The sequence below is a fragment of the Janthinobacterium aestuarii genome (genome assembly GCF_046113285.1).
Classification (GTDB): domain Bacteria; phylum Pseudomonadota; class Gammaproteobacteria; order Burkholderiales; family Burkholderiaceae_D; genus Janthinobacterium.
The window spans coordinates 2,068,501-2,083,201 of sequence record NZ_CP142524.1 but is presented as its reverse complement, the minus strand read 5'-3'; the positions used below and the strand labels follow the sequence as shown (position 1 = coordinate 2,083,201).

At 63.4% G+C, this 14,701-nt stretch carries 14 protein-coding genes and 1 pseudogene; 3 read left to right on the top strand and 12 right to left on the bottom strand.

Annotated elements, in window-relative coordinates:
* Nucleotides 1-13 precede the first annotated feature (13 nt).
* From OX462_RS09380 to OX462_RS09350, 7 genes are all read right to left on the bottom strand, one after another.
* Entirely contained in the window at nt 14-1,477 is a 1,464-nt protein-coding gene (locus OX462_RS09380) for a PAS domain-containing sensor histidine kinase (protein ID WP_409028254.1), read from the bottom strand.
* 14 nt (nt 1,478-1,491) lie between these two features.
* On the bottom strand, nt 1,492-2,331 hold the full coding sequence (locus OX462_RS09375) for an HDOD domain-containing protein (protein WP_070223940.1): 840 nt from the start codon (nt 2,329-2,331) through the stop codon (nt 1,492-1,494).
* Nucleotides 2,328-2,660, bottom strand: a complete 333-nt coding sequence (locus tag OX462_RS09370) for a hypothetical protein (RefSeq protein ID WP_070223942.1) — start codon at nt 2,658-2,660, stop codon at nt 2,328-2,330. Before OX462_RS09370 ends, OX462_RS09375 begins: the two co-directional genes overlap by 4 nt.
* Nucleotides 2,657-3,523 carry a response regulator gene (locus OX462_RS09365; RefSeq protein WP_083287572.1) on the bottom strand — a complete coding sequence of 289 codons (867 nt, stop codon included), beginning with the start codon at nt 3,521-3,523 and terminating at the stop codon, nt 2,657-2,659. The genes OX462_RS09370 and OX462_RS09365 overlap by 4 nt, the downstream gene beginning before the upstream one ends.
* Nucleotides 3,524-3,669: 146 nt before the next feature.
* Nucleotides 3,670-4,128 carry a hypothetical protein gene (locus tag OX462_RS09360; RefSeq protein WP_070223944.1) on the bottom strand — a complete coding sequence of 153 codons (459 nt, stop codon included), beginning with the start codon at nt 4,126-4,128 and terminating at the stop codon, nt 3,670-3,672.
* 87 nt (nt 4,129-4,215) lie between these two features.
* Nucleotides 4,216-5,478 (bottom strand): DEAD/DEAH box helicase, encoded by a 1,263-nt coding sequence (locus tag OX462_RS09355; RefSeq protein ID WP_070300476.1) that lies wholly within the window; start codon nt 5,476-5,478, stop codon nt 4,216-4,218.
* A 79-nt stretch (nt 5,479-5,557) separates the two neighbouring features.
* Nucleotides 5,558-6,616, bottom strand: a complete 1,059-nt coding sequence (locus OX462_RS09350; protein ID WP_409028253.1) for an Lnb N-terminal periplasmic domain-containing protein — start codon at nt 6,614-6,616, stop codon at nt 5,558-5,560.
* Nucleotides 6,617-6,800: 184 nt separating this feature from the next.
* Here OX462_RS09350 and OX462_RS09345 point away from each other — a divergent pair, with 184 nt between their 5' ends.
* On the top strand, nt 6,801-7,505 hold the full coding sequence (locus OX462_RS09345) for a hypothetical protein (protein WP_409028252.1): 705 nt from the start codon (nt 6,801-6,803) through the stop codon (nt 7,503-7,505).
* 2 nt (nt 7,506-7,507) lie between these two features.
* Here OX462_RS09345 and OX462_RS09340 read toward each other — a convergent pair whose 3' ends face one another.
* Nucleotides 7,508-8,677 (bottom strand): mandelate racemase/muconate lactonizing enzyme family protein, encoded by a 1,170-nt coding sequence (locus OX462_RS09340; protein ID WP_409028251.1) that lies wholly within the window; start codon nt 8,675-8,677, stop codon nt 7,508-7,510.
* A 105-nt stretch (nt 8,678-8,782) separates the two neighbouring features.
* Here OX462_RS09340 and OX462_RS09335 point away from each other — a divergent pair, with 105 nt between their 5' ends.
* Nucleotides 8,783-9,703, top strand: coding sequence for a LysR family transcriptional regulator (locus tag OX462_RS09335; protein WP_230505249.1), 921 nt, complete (start codon nt 8,783-8,785; stop codon nt 9,701-9,703).
* A 42-nt stretch (nt 9,704-9,745) separates the two neighbouring features.
* Entirely contained in the window at nt 9,746-10,609 is an 864-nt protein-coding gene (gene motA, locus OX462_RS09330) for a flagellar motor stator protein MotA (protein WP_035820336.1), read from the top strand.
* Between the two features lie 26 nt (nt 10,610-10,635).
* Here motA and OX462_RS09325 read toward each other — a convergent pair whose 3' ends face one another.
* The 4 genes and pseudogenes from OX462_RS09325 to OX462_RS09310 all read right to left on the bottom strand — a co-directional run.
* A complete protein-coding gene (locus OX462_RS09325) occupies nt 10,636-11,034 on the bottom strand; it encodes a VOC family protein (protein ID WP_070311425.1) in 399 nt (132 codons plus the stop codon).
* A gap of 147 nt (nt 11,035-11,181) precedes the next feature.
* Nucleotides 11,182-12,648, bottom strand: coding sequence for an aminotransferase-like domain-containing protein (locus tag OX462_RS09320; protein ID WP_409028250.1), 1,467 nt, complete (start codon nt 12,646-12,648; stop codon nt 11,182-11,184).
* 9 nt (nt 12,649-12,657) lie between these two features.
* Nucleotides 12,658-13,242 (bottom strand): LysE family translocator, encoded by a 585-nt coding sequence (locus OX462_RS09315; RefSeq protein WP_099411167.1) that lies wholly within the window; start codon nt 13,240-13,242, stop codon nt 12,658-12,660.
* A 463-nt stretch (nt 13,243-13,705) separates the two neighbouring features.
* Nucleotides 13,706-14,322, bottom strand: a pseudogene (locus OX462_RS09310) (IS5 family transposase); the annotation flags it as partial.
* Nucleotides 14,323-14,701: the final 379 nt, after the last annotated feature.

The window sequence follows — 14,701 nt, the reverse complement described above, 5'->3', positions numbered from 1 at the left end:
CTGTCCTGTTCGTTCATGGTGTGACGGGCTGCGCCTGGCGCACGGGCAAGGTGATGCGGAAGGTGGTGCCGCGGCCGATGATGCTGCGCACGTCGATGCGGCCATGGTGTTTCTGCACCGTCGTGTAGGCCAGCGACAGGCCCAGTCCCGTGCCCTTGCCGACGGCCTTGGTGGTAAAGAACGGATCGAAGATGCGCGACAGGTGTTCGGGCGCGATGCCGCCGCCCGTGTCCTCGACCTCGATCCACACTTCCGTGGCGTTGTCGCTGCCCGTGCGCAGGGTGATGCGTCCGCGCGCCTCGCCCATGGCGTGGGCCGCGTTGACGACGAGGTTCATGATCACCTGGTTCAGCTCGGAAGGCTGGCATTCGATATCGGGAATGTCGCCATATTCGCGCACCACGTCGGCCTTGTACTTGACCTCGTTGTTCACGATGTTGAGCGTGGTATCGATGCCCTGGCGCAGGTCGGCCCAGACCCACTCCTGGTGCGCATCCGTGCGCGAAAAATCCTTCAGGTCCTGCACGATGCGGCGCACGCGCGCAATGCCTTCCTTCGACTCGCCCATCAGCATGGGAATGTCGGTGCGCAGGAAGTCGAGGTCGATCTGTTCGCGCAGCGCGCGCAGGCGCGCCGCCACCACGGGGTCGGCGACGGCCGGCTCGGCGTCCTCGTAGGCGTCGAGCATGCTGAACAGGTCATCCAGATAACCTTCCAGGGTGCCGACATTGGAAAACACATAGCCGATGGGATTGTTGATCTCGTGCGCCACGCCGGCGGCCAGCTGGCCGATCGACGCCAGTTTTTCCGACTGCAGCAGCTTTTGCTGGGCCAGCGACAGCTTGCTGTTCAATTCCGTCAGGGCCAGGTTGCGCTCGCGCAGTTCCAGATCGGCGATCTGGCGCTGGCGGATATCGTCGGCCAGGCGTTCGTTCATTTCCGCCAGCTGGGCCGTGCGCTTGGCCACCAGGTGTTCCAGATTGTCGTGCGCCTTGCGCAGCGCCAGTTCCGCCAGGCGCCGCTCGCTCACGTCGCGCAGGGTTTCGATGGCGCCCACCAGGCGTCCCTGGCGGTCGCGCAGGGGCGCCGCCGTGAAATGCAGCCAGTGGCCGTCGGGCCCGATATCGGCAAAGAAATCCTCGGCCTCGAAGGCGCCGGGGATCACGGGAGAACGCTTCAGCTTGCCAAGGTAGAGGTCATTTTCGCCGAGCGCGATATCGTCGGCCACCAGCAGGTCGGCCAGGCAGGCGCGCGGCTGCGGATAAAACGCCTTCCAGTGGTCGCGCGTGCCGACCATTTCGGCGGCCGTAAAGCCCAGCAACTGTTCGCAGGCGCTGTTCCAGTGCGTCACCACGTGGTTCGTATCGATGGCGAAAGTGGCCACGGGATGGCCGTCGAAAAATGCCGACAGCGCGATGGTGTCGCCCTGGCGGCGTTCCGGCATGGCGGGCAGCGCCTGTCCTGCATCTGTTTCCATGGCCTCTATCCTGTTCATGCCAGCATGATCCGCGACATTTCATCGAAGGTGTGTTCCGTTTGCGCCAGCAGCGCCAGCCAGGCCTGCTCGTCCAGCGCGACGCTGCGCCAGCCCGCCGGCGACAGCGGCGGCACCAGCGCATCGTCGACCCCGGCCAGATCGAGCGCCAGGGCGACGGCATTGGCCATGTGCACGGCCAGCGGCAAGCCGCCCGCTTCCAGCCGGTCGATGGCATGGTGGTCGGCCACCGCCTGCTGTATTGCCTCGGGAAACTTCCAGTAGGCGGCCAGGGCGCGGCCCACCTGCGCGTGGTCGATGCCGATGACGGCCAGTTCCGCCTCGGCCATCTGGCAGTCGTGCGCCTGGCGGTAGCTGCGCACGAGCGCGTGCTCGGCCGGGAAGCGCGTCACCAGCACCAGGGTACCCAGGTCGTGCAGCAGGCCGGCCGTGAACGCCGTTTCGGGATTGACGCGCAGGTGCGGCGCCAGCAGGCGCGCGGCGATGGCCGTGGCCAGCGAATGGCGCCAGAACGCCTGGAAATCGAAGCCGCCGCTCACCGGCGCGAAGCTGCCCGTCAGGGCGCACGCCGTGACGACGGTGCGGATGCTGTGAAAGCCCAGCACGGATACGGCTTGCGGAATGCTGGTGACCTTCGATTGCATGCCGTAGAACGAGGAATTGGCGATGCGCAGGGTCTTCGCCGCCAGGCCCTGGTCCAGCTCTATCTTTTGCGCCAGCACGTGCACGTCCGTGTCGTCCTGGTCCATGCTCGACAGCAGTTCCAGCACGACCACCGGCAGCGAAGGCAGTTCCTGTATCTGGCGGATGATATGTTCAAAGCTGAGCCGTGTCATGCCGCTCCCCCTTGCCGGTAGCGCTGCACCAGCGCCAGCAGCTGGGCCCCGGCGGAATCGGGCGGCGTGGCGCGGAACAGCACGGCCAGCCGTTCCAGGCGGCGCAAGCGTTCCTGCTCGGCGTGCGCCTGCGCGGCGGGGTCGGGCGCCTCATCCATGACGACGTGGCAGCGTTCCACATTGCGCCGGCGCAAAGCCGCCAGGTTCGCCGCCGTCAGGGTGGCGCCCTGGGCCAGCAGCACGGCGCCGCTGGCGTCGTTCAAGGCCTGCGCCAGCACCATGCCTTCCTGCGCCTGCTCCATGGAAATTTCGCGTCCGCTTTCACTCATGTATCCGCTCCATGACGACTCAGGGTGACCAGGCTGCCGCGCGAGCGCGAATGCAGGCCCATCGGATGGACCGCCACGGTATACGGCTGGCCATCGATGGCTGCCAGGCAAGGCGCGCCCTGCCCGTCAAACAATTGCGGCAAGACGATCGCCGCCTCGTTGCCCAGCAGGGCCGCGCCCCGTTCGAACAGGTTGGCCGCCGCCGCGTTGATGAAGGCGATCATGCCGTCCTCATCGAGGCCGATCACGGGCAGCGGCAGAAATTGCAGCAATTCGCGCGCGATGCCGAGGCTGACCTCGTCGCGGCTGATCTGATGCTGCTGCTGGCGCACCAGCGCCTGCATGGCGGCATTGGCCGCCGCCAGCGCCTGGTTGGCGTCGCGCAGCTGCGCATTGAGGCGCACATTGTCGTCGTCGATGCCCTTCAGGCGAAAGGCTTCGGCGATATGCTCGCGCAGTTGATGGTCTTCCCAGGGCTTGGTGAGAAACTTGAAGATGGCGCCCTCGTTGACGGCGTCCGTGACGGCCTGCAACTCGGTATAACCGGACAGCATGATGCGGATGGTTTGCGGACACAGCAGCTTGGCCTTGCGCAGGAAGTCGGCGCCCAGCATGCCCGGCATGCGCTGGTCCGACACGATCACGTCGACGGCATGGCTGGCCAGCACGTCCAGCCCTTCCTGGCCGCTGTTGGCCGTAATGATATGGTAGCCATCGCGCCGCAGCAGGCGCTTGAGGGAAGCGAGGATATTGGGCTCGTCATCGACCAGCAGCAAGGTGCGCGGCGCCGCCGCAGGCTGCTGCCCGGCGTCCGCCGCCAGCGCCGCCATACCCGGCATGCCATGCTCGTCGTGCACATCCATCGGACCATCCTCTCATCGCCATGGCGATATCGGAGCTTGCCTGGAGGGGAATCTGCCGCGCGAGACAGTCTTGCGAGTCTTGCGCGGCAGCCAGCTTGCGTTGAAATTATACGACTAAATATTCCTTCATTGCACTTATCCTGCACTTATCCGCGCCGCGCCGGACAAGGCGTGTTGCGGTAGAACACAAAGCCGCCCAGGCCGATGGCTTGCGTGTCGGCCTTCACGGCGTACACCAGCGTGTTCCTGGCCGCATCGACCCTCAGCAGATTCTTGTGCAGCACCGTTTGCGCGTGCGACAGTTCCAGAGACGGCGTCGGCGCCAATGCCAGACTTAGTTCGGACGTGGCCGCGTCATACGTCCAGCGGCCCGGGTTGAAAAAGGCGAAGCCGCCGTCGAAACGCAGGCTGCCATCCTTGAACTGGGTCAGGCAAATGCCGGGAAATTCGCTGGGCGGGTTGTACCAGGTGGCGGCCACGGCGGCATCGGCCGGCGTCTTGCCCGGCATCTGCATGCCGGTGCTGTCAGTTTTGCCGCCCAGGCCGGCGCAACCGGCCAGCGCCAGCGCGCCCGCCAGCACGCCCGCGCGTATGGTGTATATCATGTGCATTGCCGTCCCCTTGCTTTATAGAAACACAATCTTAAAGCGGGATGGCTGGCCGTTCAAGCGGCCAGCGCACATAAGGCCAATTTAATTGTCCCCGGCCGCCTTCGCCGCCATGGCAGCCGCTTCGCGCAATTTGTCCTTCTTGCTCTTGCGCGCGCCCTTCACGCCGCCGTTCACCGCATCGGTGACGGGATGCACGGGCGCAGGCAGTTCCGTCGGCTCGAAACCGGCCACCACTTCGCGCACGATGCGCAAGTCGTTGCGGTTTTCGATCAGGCGGAAATGCGCTTCCGTGTCGGCCGTCACGAAACTGATGGCCGTGCCGCTTTCGCCGGCGCGGCCCGTGCGGCCGATGCGGTGCGTGTAGTCGACGGCCGAACGGGGCAAGTCGTAGTTGACGACGGCTGGCAGGCCGGCGATGTCGATGCCGCGCGCGGCCACGTCGGTGGCTACCAGCACCTGCAGCCGGCACGCCTTGAAGTCGGCCAGCAGCTGGCTGCGCGTGCCCTGGCTGAATTCGCCGTGGAATGCGCCCACGTGCAGGCCCGCGCGCTGCAGCTTGTCGGCCACGTGTTCGGCTGCGTACTTGGTGGCGACGAACACCAGCACGCGCTCCCACTGCTGCTGCAGGATCAGGTAGCGCAGCAGCTGCGTGCGGCGCGGCATGTCGACCGTGATGGCCCGCTGCACGATGTCGGGCTTGTCCTGCGGTTCGGACGCCACCTCGATGCGCACGGGCTCCTTGAGCAGGCTGTCGGCCAGCGCCTGCACGCTGTCGGGGAAGGTGGCGGAAAAGAACAGGTTTTGCCGCTGTTTGGGCAGCAGCGCCAGGATGGCGTTGATCTCGTCGCTGAAACCCATGTCCAGCAGGCGGTCGGCTTCATCGAGCACGCACAGCGACACGCCGCCCAGCTTCACGGCGTTCTGGCGCACCAGGTCCAGCAAGCGGCCCGGCGTGGCGACGACGATATCGGCGCCGCCGCGCAAGTCCATCATCTGCGGATTGATCGACACGCCGCCGAACAGCACGGAAATCTTCAGTTTCACGGGCAGCGGCTTGGCCAGCGCGTGCACCGTCTGCCCCACCTGCGCGGCCAGCTCGCGCGTGGGCACGAGGATCAGCGCGCGCACCTGGCGCGGGCCGGAAGCGGGCGCCATCAGCGCCTGCAGCAGCGGCAGCGCGTAGGCGGCCGTCTTGCCGGAACCCGTCTGGGCCGCGCCCAGCACGTCGCTGCCGCGCAGGATGGCGGGAATGGCGGCCGCCTGGATGGCCGTCGGCGCGGCATAGCCGGCCTTGTCGACGGCGCGGACCAGGGCGGGAATCAGACCCAGGGAGGAAAATGGCATAGCGGGCCTTCTTTATTCGTAAAGTGAGACCGGCCGCAATGTGCGGCCGGTCGGAATAGCGACAGTATAAGGCAGGCGGCTACTGCTTGGGCATTTGCAGCGTCGGATGGCCCGCGTCATCGTAGCCCGGCATGCCGCGCCGGATCGTATGCGAAAAGTCCGCATCGTCGTTGGCGGCCCGCGCGCGCGCCGTGATGTGGCCGCCAATACGCAGCTGCTGGAAGGTCTGGCCAGGTACCAGGCCCTTGACGTCGAACAGATAGCGGTCGAGGTAGCCCGAGGCCATCAGCCGGTAGTCGAGCGGCAGGCCCGGCACGATGCGGCGCACCATCTCGAAGACGATGGTGGTGCAGTTGGCCGTCAGGGTGTTGTAGAAGCGAGGCTGGTTCTTCAGCGCCTGCGCCTCGTCCAGGTAGGCGAGGAACAGCGAGCGCATGGCCGCTTTCGGCATCATCACGCGGTACAGATGCATGTCCTCGCCGCGCGCATTCGTGCGCACGCGCAGGATGTCGCGCTCGTCGGCGGCGATCAGGCTCATTTCAAAATGCTTGAAAAAGCCGCCGATGGCGGAAAAGCTCTCGCCCTTTTCCTTGCGGATCTCGATGGAAAACGTCAGAAAGCGCCCGTCGGCGAAGCCGAACGAGATCAGCGTATGCGCGATGTACGGCCCCGTCCAGTACGACAGCGCCGTATCCACCGTGCGCAGCTCGTCGAGGTCGTAGCTGCGCTGCTCCCACTTGACCGTGTAGTCGTCATCGCTGCGCCAGTCGAAATTGCGCACATTGTCCAGGGTGACGAGATTGCCCTTGACCGTACCCGTGACATTGCGCGCCACGTCGTCGGCCCACACGCGCTGCTGTTTCGGTGCGATCAGGCTCCACCACACGAGCAGCAGGATGAAACCGGCCGCATACGGCAGCAGCACGCGCGCGTCGCCGCGCGTCCACCACAGCGCGATGCTGGCCACGCCCAGCGCGCCCCACAGCAGCGCGCCGATGGCTTGCGCCGCCGTGCCGCCGGACAGCTGGTACCACAGCGCCAGCGCGCCCCACAGTGCAGTCAACAGGAGAATCAGGGAAACGGCCATTTTGCCGAGGGTGGCCAGCACGGAGCGGGCACGCAGTGATAAGAAAGTCATGCACCGATTATAAGGGCAAGCGCAGGAAGAGGTGCGTCCGAGCAAGTACAGCTGCAACAGTCCCTGGCCGCAAAATCATTTCTTGCCTGCCAATTTATTTCATGAGAGCATGTTGCAAAAATAAAATGTATAGACAAGGTATCCTGTCACCGCAGCGCTGCCTTGCCGATTTCCGGAGACACCGTTGCAAGCCCCTTCCCTCTACGCCCTCGCCGGCAGCCTCAATTCCCTCTTCATCGTCGTCAGCCTGTTCGGCCTGTGGTCGCAGCTGCAAAAAATCTGGCGGCGCAAGCGCGATGCGGGCATCGGCGCCGGCAAGACGACGGACATTTTGTCGATCAACCAGTTCACCGTCAGCTTCCTCGCGTATTGCGCGTTCTTCGTCTACGGCTATTCGATCACGCCGTTCAACCACTACATCGTCTGGCCCCGTTTGGTCGCCTCGCTGATCGCGCTGGCCATCCTGCATGAAATCGACCGCGACCGCCGCAGCCTGGCGTCGCGCCATGCGCTGCTGGCCTGCGCGCTGCTGCTGTGCGCGGGCGTGACGGCGCTGGCCTTCGGCCCCACCTTCACCGATGAAAAGCGCGTGATCTCGCAAAGCCTGATCGTCGCCGTCACCGTGCTGCTGGCGCAGGGCTATGCGCATCAGATCCGCCTGATCTGGCGCTCTGGCAGGACGGGCGCCGTGTCGTTAAAGATGAGCCAGTTCATCCTGGCGATGGATGTCAGCACCATCTTCTTCGCCTGCGTCATGGGCCTGTCGACGGGCTGGCCATTGCTGCTGCTCGCCAGCGTCAGCGCCACGACCAAGCTGATCATCATGTGGCTGTTCCGCTGGGAGAAGAGCAGCCGCGCCGCGCAGGTCAAACGGCAGGCAATGGCCTGAGGTTATTGCCCGCTCAGCGCCCGCATTTCCGCATACAAATTCGCCTTGCCCTCGAAGCCGATGCCGACCAGGTCCGGCATGGTGATGTGGCCGTTTTCCACGCGCACGCCGTCGGGAAAGCCGCCGAACGGCTGGAATAAATCCGGATACGATTCATTGCCGCCCAGGCCCAGGCCCGCCGCGATATTCAAGGACATCTGATGACCGCCGTGCGGGATGCAGCGGCTGCGCGACCAGCCGTGCTGGTGCAGCATGTCCAGGGTGCGCAGGTATTCCACCAGGCCGTAGCTGAGGGCGCAGTCGAACTGCAGCCAGTCGCGGTCGGCGCGCATGCCGCCGTAGCGGATCAGGTTGCGCGCATCCTGCATGGAAAACAGGTTTTCGCCCGTCGCCATGGGCTTGTCGTAATAGCTGCGCAAGGTCGCTTGCAGCTCGAAGTCGAGCGGATCGCCCGCCTCTTCATACCAGAACAGATCGTACTGGCGCAGCGCCTTGGCGTAGGCGATCGACGTGTCGAGGTTGAAGCGCCCGTTGGCGTCCACGCACAGCTTCTGCCCATCCTGCAGCACCTCCATGATGGCGTCGATGCGGCGCAAGTCCTCGTCCAGCGAAGCGCCGCCGATCTTTTTCTTGACCACCGTGTAGCCGCGGTCGACATAGCTGCGCATCTCGTCCTGCAGGGCGGAAAGGCTCTGGCCCGGGTAGTAATAGCCGCCCGCCGCGTACACGAACACCTGTTTGTCGGGCACGCCCGTGCCGTGGCGCTCGGCCAGCAGCTGGAACAGCGGTTTGTTCTCGATCTTCGCCACGGCATCCCAGATGGCCATGTCGATGGTGCCGATGGCCACCGAGCGTTCGCCGTGGCCGCCCGGCTTTTCATTGGTGTACATGCAATCCCATACCTTGTGCGGATCGAGGTTGGCGCCGTCGTCCGTGACGAGCGAGGCGGGATCTGCCTCGAGGATGCGGGGGATGAAGCGCTCGCGCATCAGCATGCCCTGGCCGTAGCGGCCGTTCGAATTGAAGCCGTAGCCGACGACGGGCTTGCCGTCGCGCATCACGTCGGTGACGACGGCCACCAGGCTCAAGGTCATCTTCGTGAAATCGATGTAGGCGTTGCGGATGGGGGAAGAGATGGGGATGGTCTTTTCGCGGATCTCGACGATTTTCATACGGCTCTCCTGTGGATGAAAACAATGACGCCAGCTTACCGCGATACAAAGCCATATAATCGATCTGAATTTAAAGCATTATTCACTTGAAGTGAAAGATGAACCATGAAAACGGATGCCACCACGGAAATGGCCTTCTTTGTGCTGCTGGCCAAATTGGGCAGCCTGTCGGCCACGGCGCGCGAGCTGGGCATCACGCCGCCCGCCGTCAGCAAGCGATTGGTACTGATGGAGCAGCGCCTGGGCGTGCGTTTGCTCAACCGCAGCACGCGGCGCATCAGCCTGACGGGCGACGGCGAAAGCTATCTGCGGCAGGCGCGGCAGATCCTCGACGATATCCGCGCCATGGAGGAGTCGCTGGCCAGCGGCGGCGCGGAGCCGCGCGGACTGCTGCGCGTGAATGCCACCCTGGGCTTCGGGCGCACGGTGATCGCGCCCCTGCTGTCGCAATTCGCGCTGCGCCACCCGCAGCTGGAAGTGCAGCTGCAGCTGACGGACAGCCCCATCAATCTCGTCGAGCAGGCGTACGACCTGGGCATCCGTTTCGGCGAGCTGCCCGACACGCGTTTGTCGGCGCGCAAGATCATGTCGAACCGGCGCTTCCTGTGCGCCTCACCCGCCTACCTGCAGGCGCACGGCACGCCGCGGACACCGGACGACCTGGCGCAGCACCGCTGCATCGTGCACCGGCAGAACGACGACGCCTACGGCATCTGGCGTTTGAGCCGTGGCCGCGCCAGCCACACGGTGAAGGTGCGCGGCACGGTGGCCAGCAACGATGGCGACGTGGTGCTGGGCTGGGCGCTGGACGGGCACGGCATCCTGCTGCGTTCGGAATGGGACCTGGCGCGCTACCTCGACAGCGGCCGCCTGCGCGTGGTGCTGGCCGACTATACGCTGGCGCCGGCCGACCTGTACGCCTACTATCCGAGCCGCCACCAGCTGCCCGCCAAAGTGCGCGCTTTTATCAATTTTCTCATCCAGCAATTGCAGCCGGAAGCGGCCACAGCGGCAGAATCAGGTTAAACTATAATATTGCGATATGGCAATATTATGAAGGAGTAGGTTTTGCTAGTCATACTCGGATTTCTCGTCGTGCTGTTTTCCGTCTTCGGCGGCTTCGCCATGCAGGGGGGACACTTGGGCGCCCTGTTCCAGCCGCTGGAACTGCTGATGATCGGCGGCGCCGCGCTGGGCACCTTCTTTGTCGGCAATGACGCCAAGGCCATCCGCGCCACGTTCGCCGCCCTGCCCACCCTGTTCCACGGCTCGCAATACACGAAGGCGCGCTACATGGAGCTGATGGGGCTGATGTATGAAATCCTCAGCAAGATCCGCAAGGAAGGCTTGATGTCGGTCGAGGACGATATCGACGACCCCTACCGCAGCGCCATCTTCGTGAAGTACCCGTACACGCTCGGTGACGAGCACATCCTGGAATTCATCACCGATTATCTGCGCCTGATGGTGTCGGGCAATATGGACGCCTACCAGATCGAAAATCTGATGGATAACGAGATCGAAACGCACCATGAAGACGCGGAAATGCCGATCCAGACGATTTCGCAGCTGGCCGACGCCATGCCGGCCTTCGGCATCGTGGCCGCCGTGATGGGCGTCGTGCATACGATGGCCTCCGTCGGCTTGCCGCCGGCCGAGCTGGGCGTGCTGATCGCACAGGCGCTGGTGGGCACCTTCATCGGCATTTTGCTGGCCTACGGCTTCATCGCGCCGCTGGCGAGCTTGCTGCGCCGCAAGCACCATGAAACGGCGAAGATGTACCAGTGCGTGAAAGTGACGTTATTGGCCAGCCTGAATGGCTACGCGCCGGCGCTGGCCGTGGAATTCGGCCGCAAGGTCATTTCCGCCACGGAACGCCCCTCGTTCAGCGAACTGGAAAACCACGTGCGCCAGGTGCGCACGAAGAACTGATCCCGCCTGCCTGCTTACCCCGCGCGTCAGGCTTGCGGCGCCGTCCAGACCAGGTTCCACAGGTGGCCGTCGATATCCTCGAAGCCCTGGTCATACATGAAGCCATGGTCTTCGGGCGGATGCGGTATGCGGCCGCCAGCGGCGGCGGCCTTGGCGATCAGGCTGTCCACCTCTTCCCGGCTTTCGCAACTGAGGCAAATGACGACTTCATTGGCTTGCCGGGCATCCGCGAGCGGCTTGTCGATCAGGGACCGGAAGAACGGTTCGGTCGTCAGCATGGCCTCGATGCTGCCTTCGACGATGTTCATGAACGCCGCGTTCTCGCCGCTGAAGCGGGAATTGAAGGTGAAGCCGAGCGCGGAAAAGAAGGCCCTGGATTTATCCAGTTCCTTCACGGGCAGGTTGAGGATGATCTGTTTGTTCATGGCGATTCCTTGCTTCCTTGGTGAAGGTGGGATGGGCAAGCGGTGCGCCTTCCCTGCGACGGGTGACGGCATACCAAATTGACACGCTTACGAAAAAATCGTTCCTCCAGAATATCAATAAATACTGAAGAAAGGCGCGGACTATGCTCAGGACTTGCCCTCGATGCTGGCGGCGGCTCGGGCGCGGGCCAGGCTTGAGCACGCGCCAGCCACCGCGCGCAGGCGTTCTTCCAGGTAGGCGCTCACGCGCGGATGCTGGCTGAAGGCGACGTTGAAGCGGATGTGCTGATCGGGCGTGTCGTTGGCCGAAAACGCGGCGCCGCGCATCAGCAGGATCTTGTTGCGGTAGGCATCCTGCACCAGCAAGTCCACGTCCAGCCCTTCGGGCATGCTGCCCCACAGGAAAATGCCTGCGTCGCCGGGCTGCTCGAACAGCACGCCGGCCGTGCTCAGCTGACGCGTGCTGGCGTTGCGCGCCACCATGATCTTGCGTTGCAGCCGCTCCAGGTGCTTGCGCAGATTGCCGGCCTTGAGCACTTCCAGCAGCACGTATTCGTTCAGCGCAGGCAAGGTCATGATGGAATGGATCTTGGTGCGCATCAAGGGCTTGAGCAGGGAAGGCGCCGCGGCCAGGTAGCCCATGCGCAGGGCCGGGCTCAGCGCCTTGCACAGGCTCGAGTAGTAGATCACGCCGTCCAGTCCGGACAGCGACGCCAGCCGCGTGCTGTGGCCCGGCTGAAAATGGCCGTGCACGTCGTCTTCGGCGATCAGGAAGCCGTACTGCTGCGCCATGATCAGCACCTTGTGCAGGTTGGCGGCGCTGCTGCTCCACCCGGTGGGATTGTGCAAGGCCGTCTGCATGAACAGCAGGCGCGGACGGTGCGTGCGGCAAGCCGCTTCCAGCTCGTCCAGATCGAGGCCATCGGGGCGGCGCCGGATGGGCACCAGGCGCACGCCGTCCTGGCGCAGCCTGCCGAACATCAGGAAGTATCCGGGGTCTTCCACCAGCACCGTATCGCCGGGCTGCAGGAACGTGCGGCAGATCAGATCGATGGCATGGGTGCCGCCGAACGTGGTGAGGATGTGGCTGGCGTCCGCCGCGATGCCGATGCCGCGCAACAGCAGCGCGATCTGCTCGCGCAGTTCGGCCAGCCCTTGCGGCGGGCAGCGCGAGGCCATGCCGGCCGCGCTGCGCGCCAGGCCGCGTTGCACGGCGGCCGCCGGCAGCGCGTCCTGCAGCCAGGTGGGCGGCAAGGCGCCGCTGCTGGCCAGCAGCACGCCCGGCCGCTGGTCGTTCACTTGCTGGCTCAGCCAAACCGGCTCCTGCTCCTGTCCCGCTTCCAGCGCCACCTCGTCGGGAATGGCGCGGCCGGCGTCGGCCGGTGCGCAGACGAAGAAGCCTGTCGTGCCGTGCGTATCGATGACGCCTGCAGCCACCAGCCGGTCATACGCGACCACCACGGTGTTGGTGCTCACCGCAAGCTGCGTGGCGAGCTGGCGGATCGACGGCAGCCTGGTCCCGCCAGGCAGCACGCGTTGCGCGATCTGCTGGCGCAGTGCGGCCTCGATCTGCTTGAACAGGGGGATGGGTGAGGAGCGGTCGATGGCGAACATGGCGCAAGTCTAGCGTAAAAACGTCAGGGCAAGGACCAGCAGGATGGCGCCCATCGCCAGATTGAAGATGCGCTGGTTGCGCGGCGCTTTCAGCACGCTGCGGATCGACACGCCGAACAGCGCCCACATGGCGTTGCACGGCGTGCCCACCACGGTGCCGGTCACGGACACCAGCAGCGCGCTGGCGAGCATGTTGCCGTGCGCAGGCATGAAGACCGACGCCATGGTGATCGCCTTGATCCAGCTCTTGGGATTCAGCGCCTGAAACAGCGCCGCCTGCGCAAACGACACGGCCTTCGGCGCGCTGCTTCCCGCCACCGAGGCGCCGGCCAGCTTCCACGCCAAAAACATCAGGTACAGCGCGCCCGCGATCCGCAGCAGCTGCTGCGCCATCGGGTACGCAACGAACACGCTGCCCAGCCCCACGCACATGAGCATGGTCTGCACAAAGATGCCGGCCTGGATGCCGAGGATCACCGGCAGCGCACCGCGATAGCCGAAATTGGCGCCGGTGGTAGCCAGCATGACGTTATTCGGCCCGGGCGTGGCGGACATTACAAAGCAATAGCTCATCAGGGGCAGGAGTTCAGTCATGGCAGGCAGTCGCAGCGTGGAAAAGGCCCCAGTCTAGAAGCGCGGCACGGCGGCGACAAGGCACAAGGCGGCGCGTACAAGCACATGCTGTATCAGTTGAACCACTGCTACAGCGGCGATACTGCCGCAAGCTGTTCGTACATGCCATCCCTCTATACCCGTTACGGCAAGGGAAGACCCGCTCTTGCTTGAGCGCGGCAAGAGTCTCGGTAGGCAGGAGATAGACAGGCCAGACCCGATCTCATCGTTGGACCAAGCAGCTACGAGATCGCATATCAGGAGTCTGGCAGGCCTCCCAGGCCGCTGCCACGCCCCATCGCGTTCTCATCTGCCAGAACTATGGATCAGCACTTAGCTGCCGGTGGCGCTTTACGCCAATGGCACCGTCCGCTTCTGCCCCAAAGCGGAAGTTCGCCCTATTCAACGGTTAACGAGTTGAAGAACCGCTTTTGGCGACGCCGCTGTCCATCAACTGACTGCGGTCGTATGCCGCGTCCCCAAACAGATGCTTTACCCACGGCCAGCGCTTGATCAAACCATCAAGCACCATATCAAACACCATCTGCGCGCCAGTAGAGTCGGCGATATCGGCTGGCGTCAGGTTCATCGCCAGCAGGCGACCATGTGTGTCGACCGCGATATGACGTTTGCGCCCGCTGAGTTTCTTGTTGGCATCATAGCCTCGAGTTCGCGCGCCTGGCGCTTTCACGCTTTGGCTATCGACAATACCGGCACTCGGTAGCACCTCCCGCTCACTGTACAAGCGATCAAGCATTAGCGCCAAGTCATGAATAGTACGAAACAGCATGCGCCGCATCAGCCGCCGAAACCCGTAATAGAGCATCTAACAGGGCGGAAATTATTAGGCAGCATGCACCAGTCGCATCCGGACCGTACCATGTAACGCCGCGCATTGATCACCGTGCGCAAATCCGTCTTGCGAGGTTTTCCCGTCTTCGCTTGCTTTTACAGCAGCGGCGCGATCAGGCTCCACTCTTCATCTTTGACATCCGAGGGATAGCCACGTTTGACTGCCGTCCTCACCTGCTGATGCCGGCTTCGATTCTCTTGCGTCCAAATCGTCAATCGCTCCAAAACATCAAAGATGCTTTGACCCGGAAGTTGCCATGAAGTTTTTAAAGCGTCACTTAGCTGTCAAATTTCACACGCAACGGTATAAAGCACGGTTTTCTAGAACGCTTCAATTAACACAATTTTTTAGCCAACATTCTCTCCATTTATAACATTACAAAAATGTAATGATTTCAAATTAATTTAAGTTCTTGTACTATTGCTTCCGGGAATTTTAAATTTTCACAATATATATTTTTAGTAGTTTTCACTCGCTAAAAACATAATTATCAAGCCCACGAGTATGTGCTACAAATAGAGAATTCTGTTTGAAAAGTGAGCGTCTGACGCGTTCTCGCATAATTTTTTAGGAAAAATCTCTTCTTTT

Coding starts and splice junctions, on each gene's coding strand:
- OX462_RS09380 (WP_409028254.1), bottom strand. CDS start 1,477: ATGGAAACAGATGCAGGACAGGCGCTGCCCGCCATGCCGGAACGCCGC.
- OX462_RS09375 (WP_070223940.1), bottom strand. CDS start 2,331: ATGACACGGCTCAGCTTTGAACATATCATCCGCCAGATACAGGAACTG.
- OX462_RS09370 (WP_070223942.1), bottom strand. CDS start 2,660: ATGAGTGAAAGCGGACGCGAAATTTCCATGGAGCAGGCGCAGGAAGGC.
- OX462_RS09365 (WP_083287572.1), bottom strand. CDS start 3,523: ATGGATGTGCACGACGAGCATGGCATGCCGGGTATGGCGGCGCTGGCG.
- OX462_RS09360 (WP_070223944.1), bottom strand. CDS start 4,128: ATGATATACACCATACGCGCGGGCGTGCTGGCGGGCGCGCTGGCGCTG.
- OX462_RS09355 (WP_070300476.1), bottom strand. CDS start 5,478: ATGCCATTTTCCTCCCTGGGTCTGATTCCCGCCCTGGTCCGCGCCGTC.
- OX462_RS09350 (WP_409028253.1), bottom strand. CDS start 6,616: ATGACTTTCTTATCACTGCGTGCCCGCTCCGTGCTGGCCACCCTCGGC.
- OX462_RS09340 (WP_409028251.1), bottom strand. CDS start 8,677: ATGAAAATCGTCGAGATCCGCGAAAAGACCATCCCCATCTCTTCCCCC.
- OX462_RS09335 (WP_230505249.1), top strand. CDS start 8,783: ATGAAAACGGATGCCACCACGGAAATGGCCTTCTTTGTGCTGCTGGCC.
- OX462_RS09325 (WP_070311425.1), bottom strand. CDS start 11,034: ATGAACAAACAGATCATCCTCAACCTGCCCGTGAAGGAACTGGATAAA.
- OX462_RS09320 (WP_409028250.1), bottom strand. CDS start 12,648: ATGTTCGCCATCGACCGCTCCTCACCCATCCCCCTGTTCAAGCAGATC.
- OX462_RS09315 (WP_099411167.1), bottom strand. CDS start 13,242: ATGACTGAACTCCTGCCCCTGATGAGCTATTGCTTTGTAATGTCCGCC.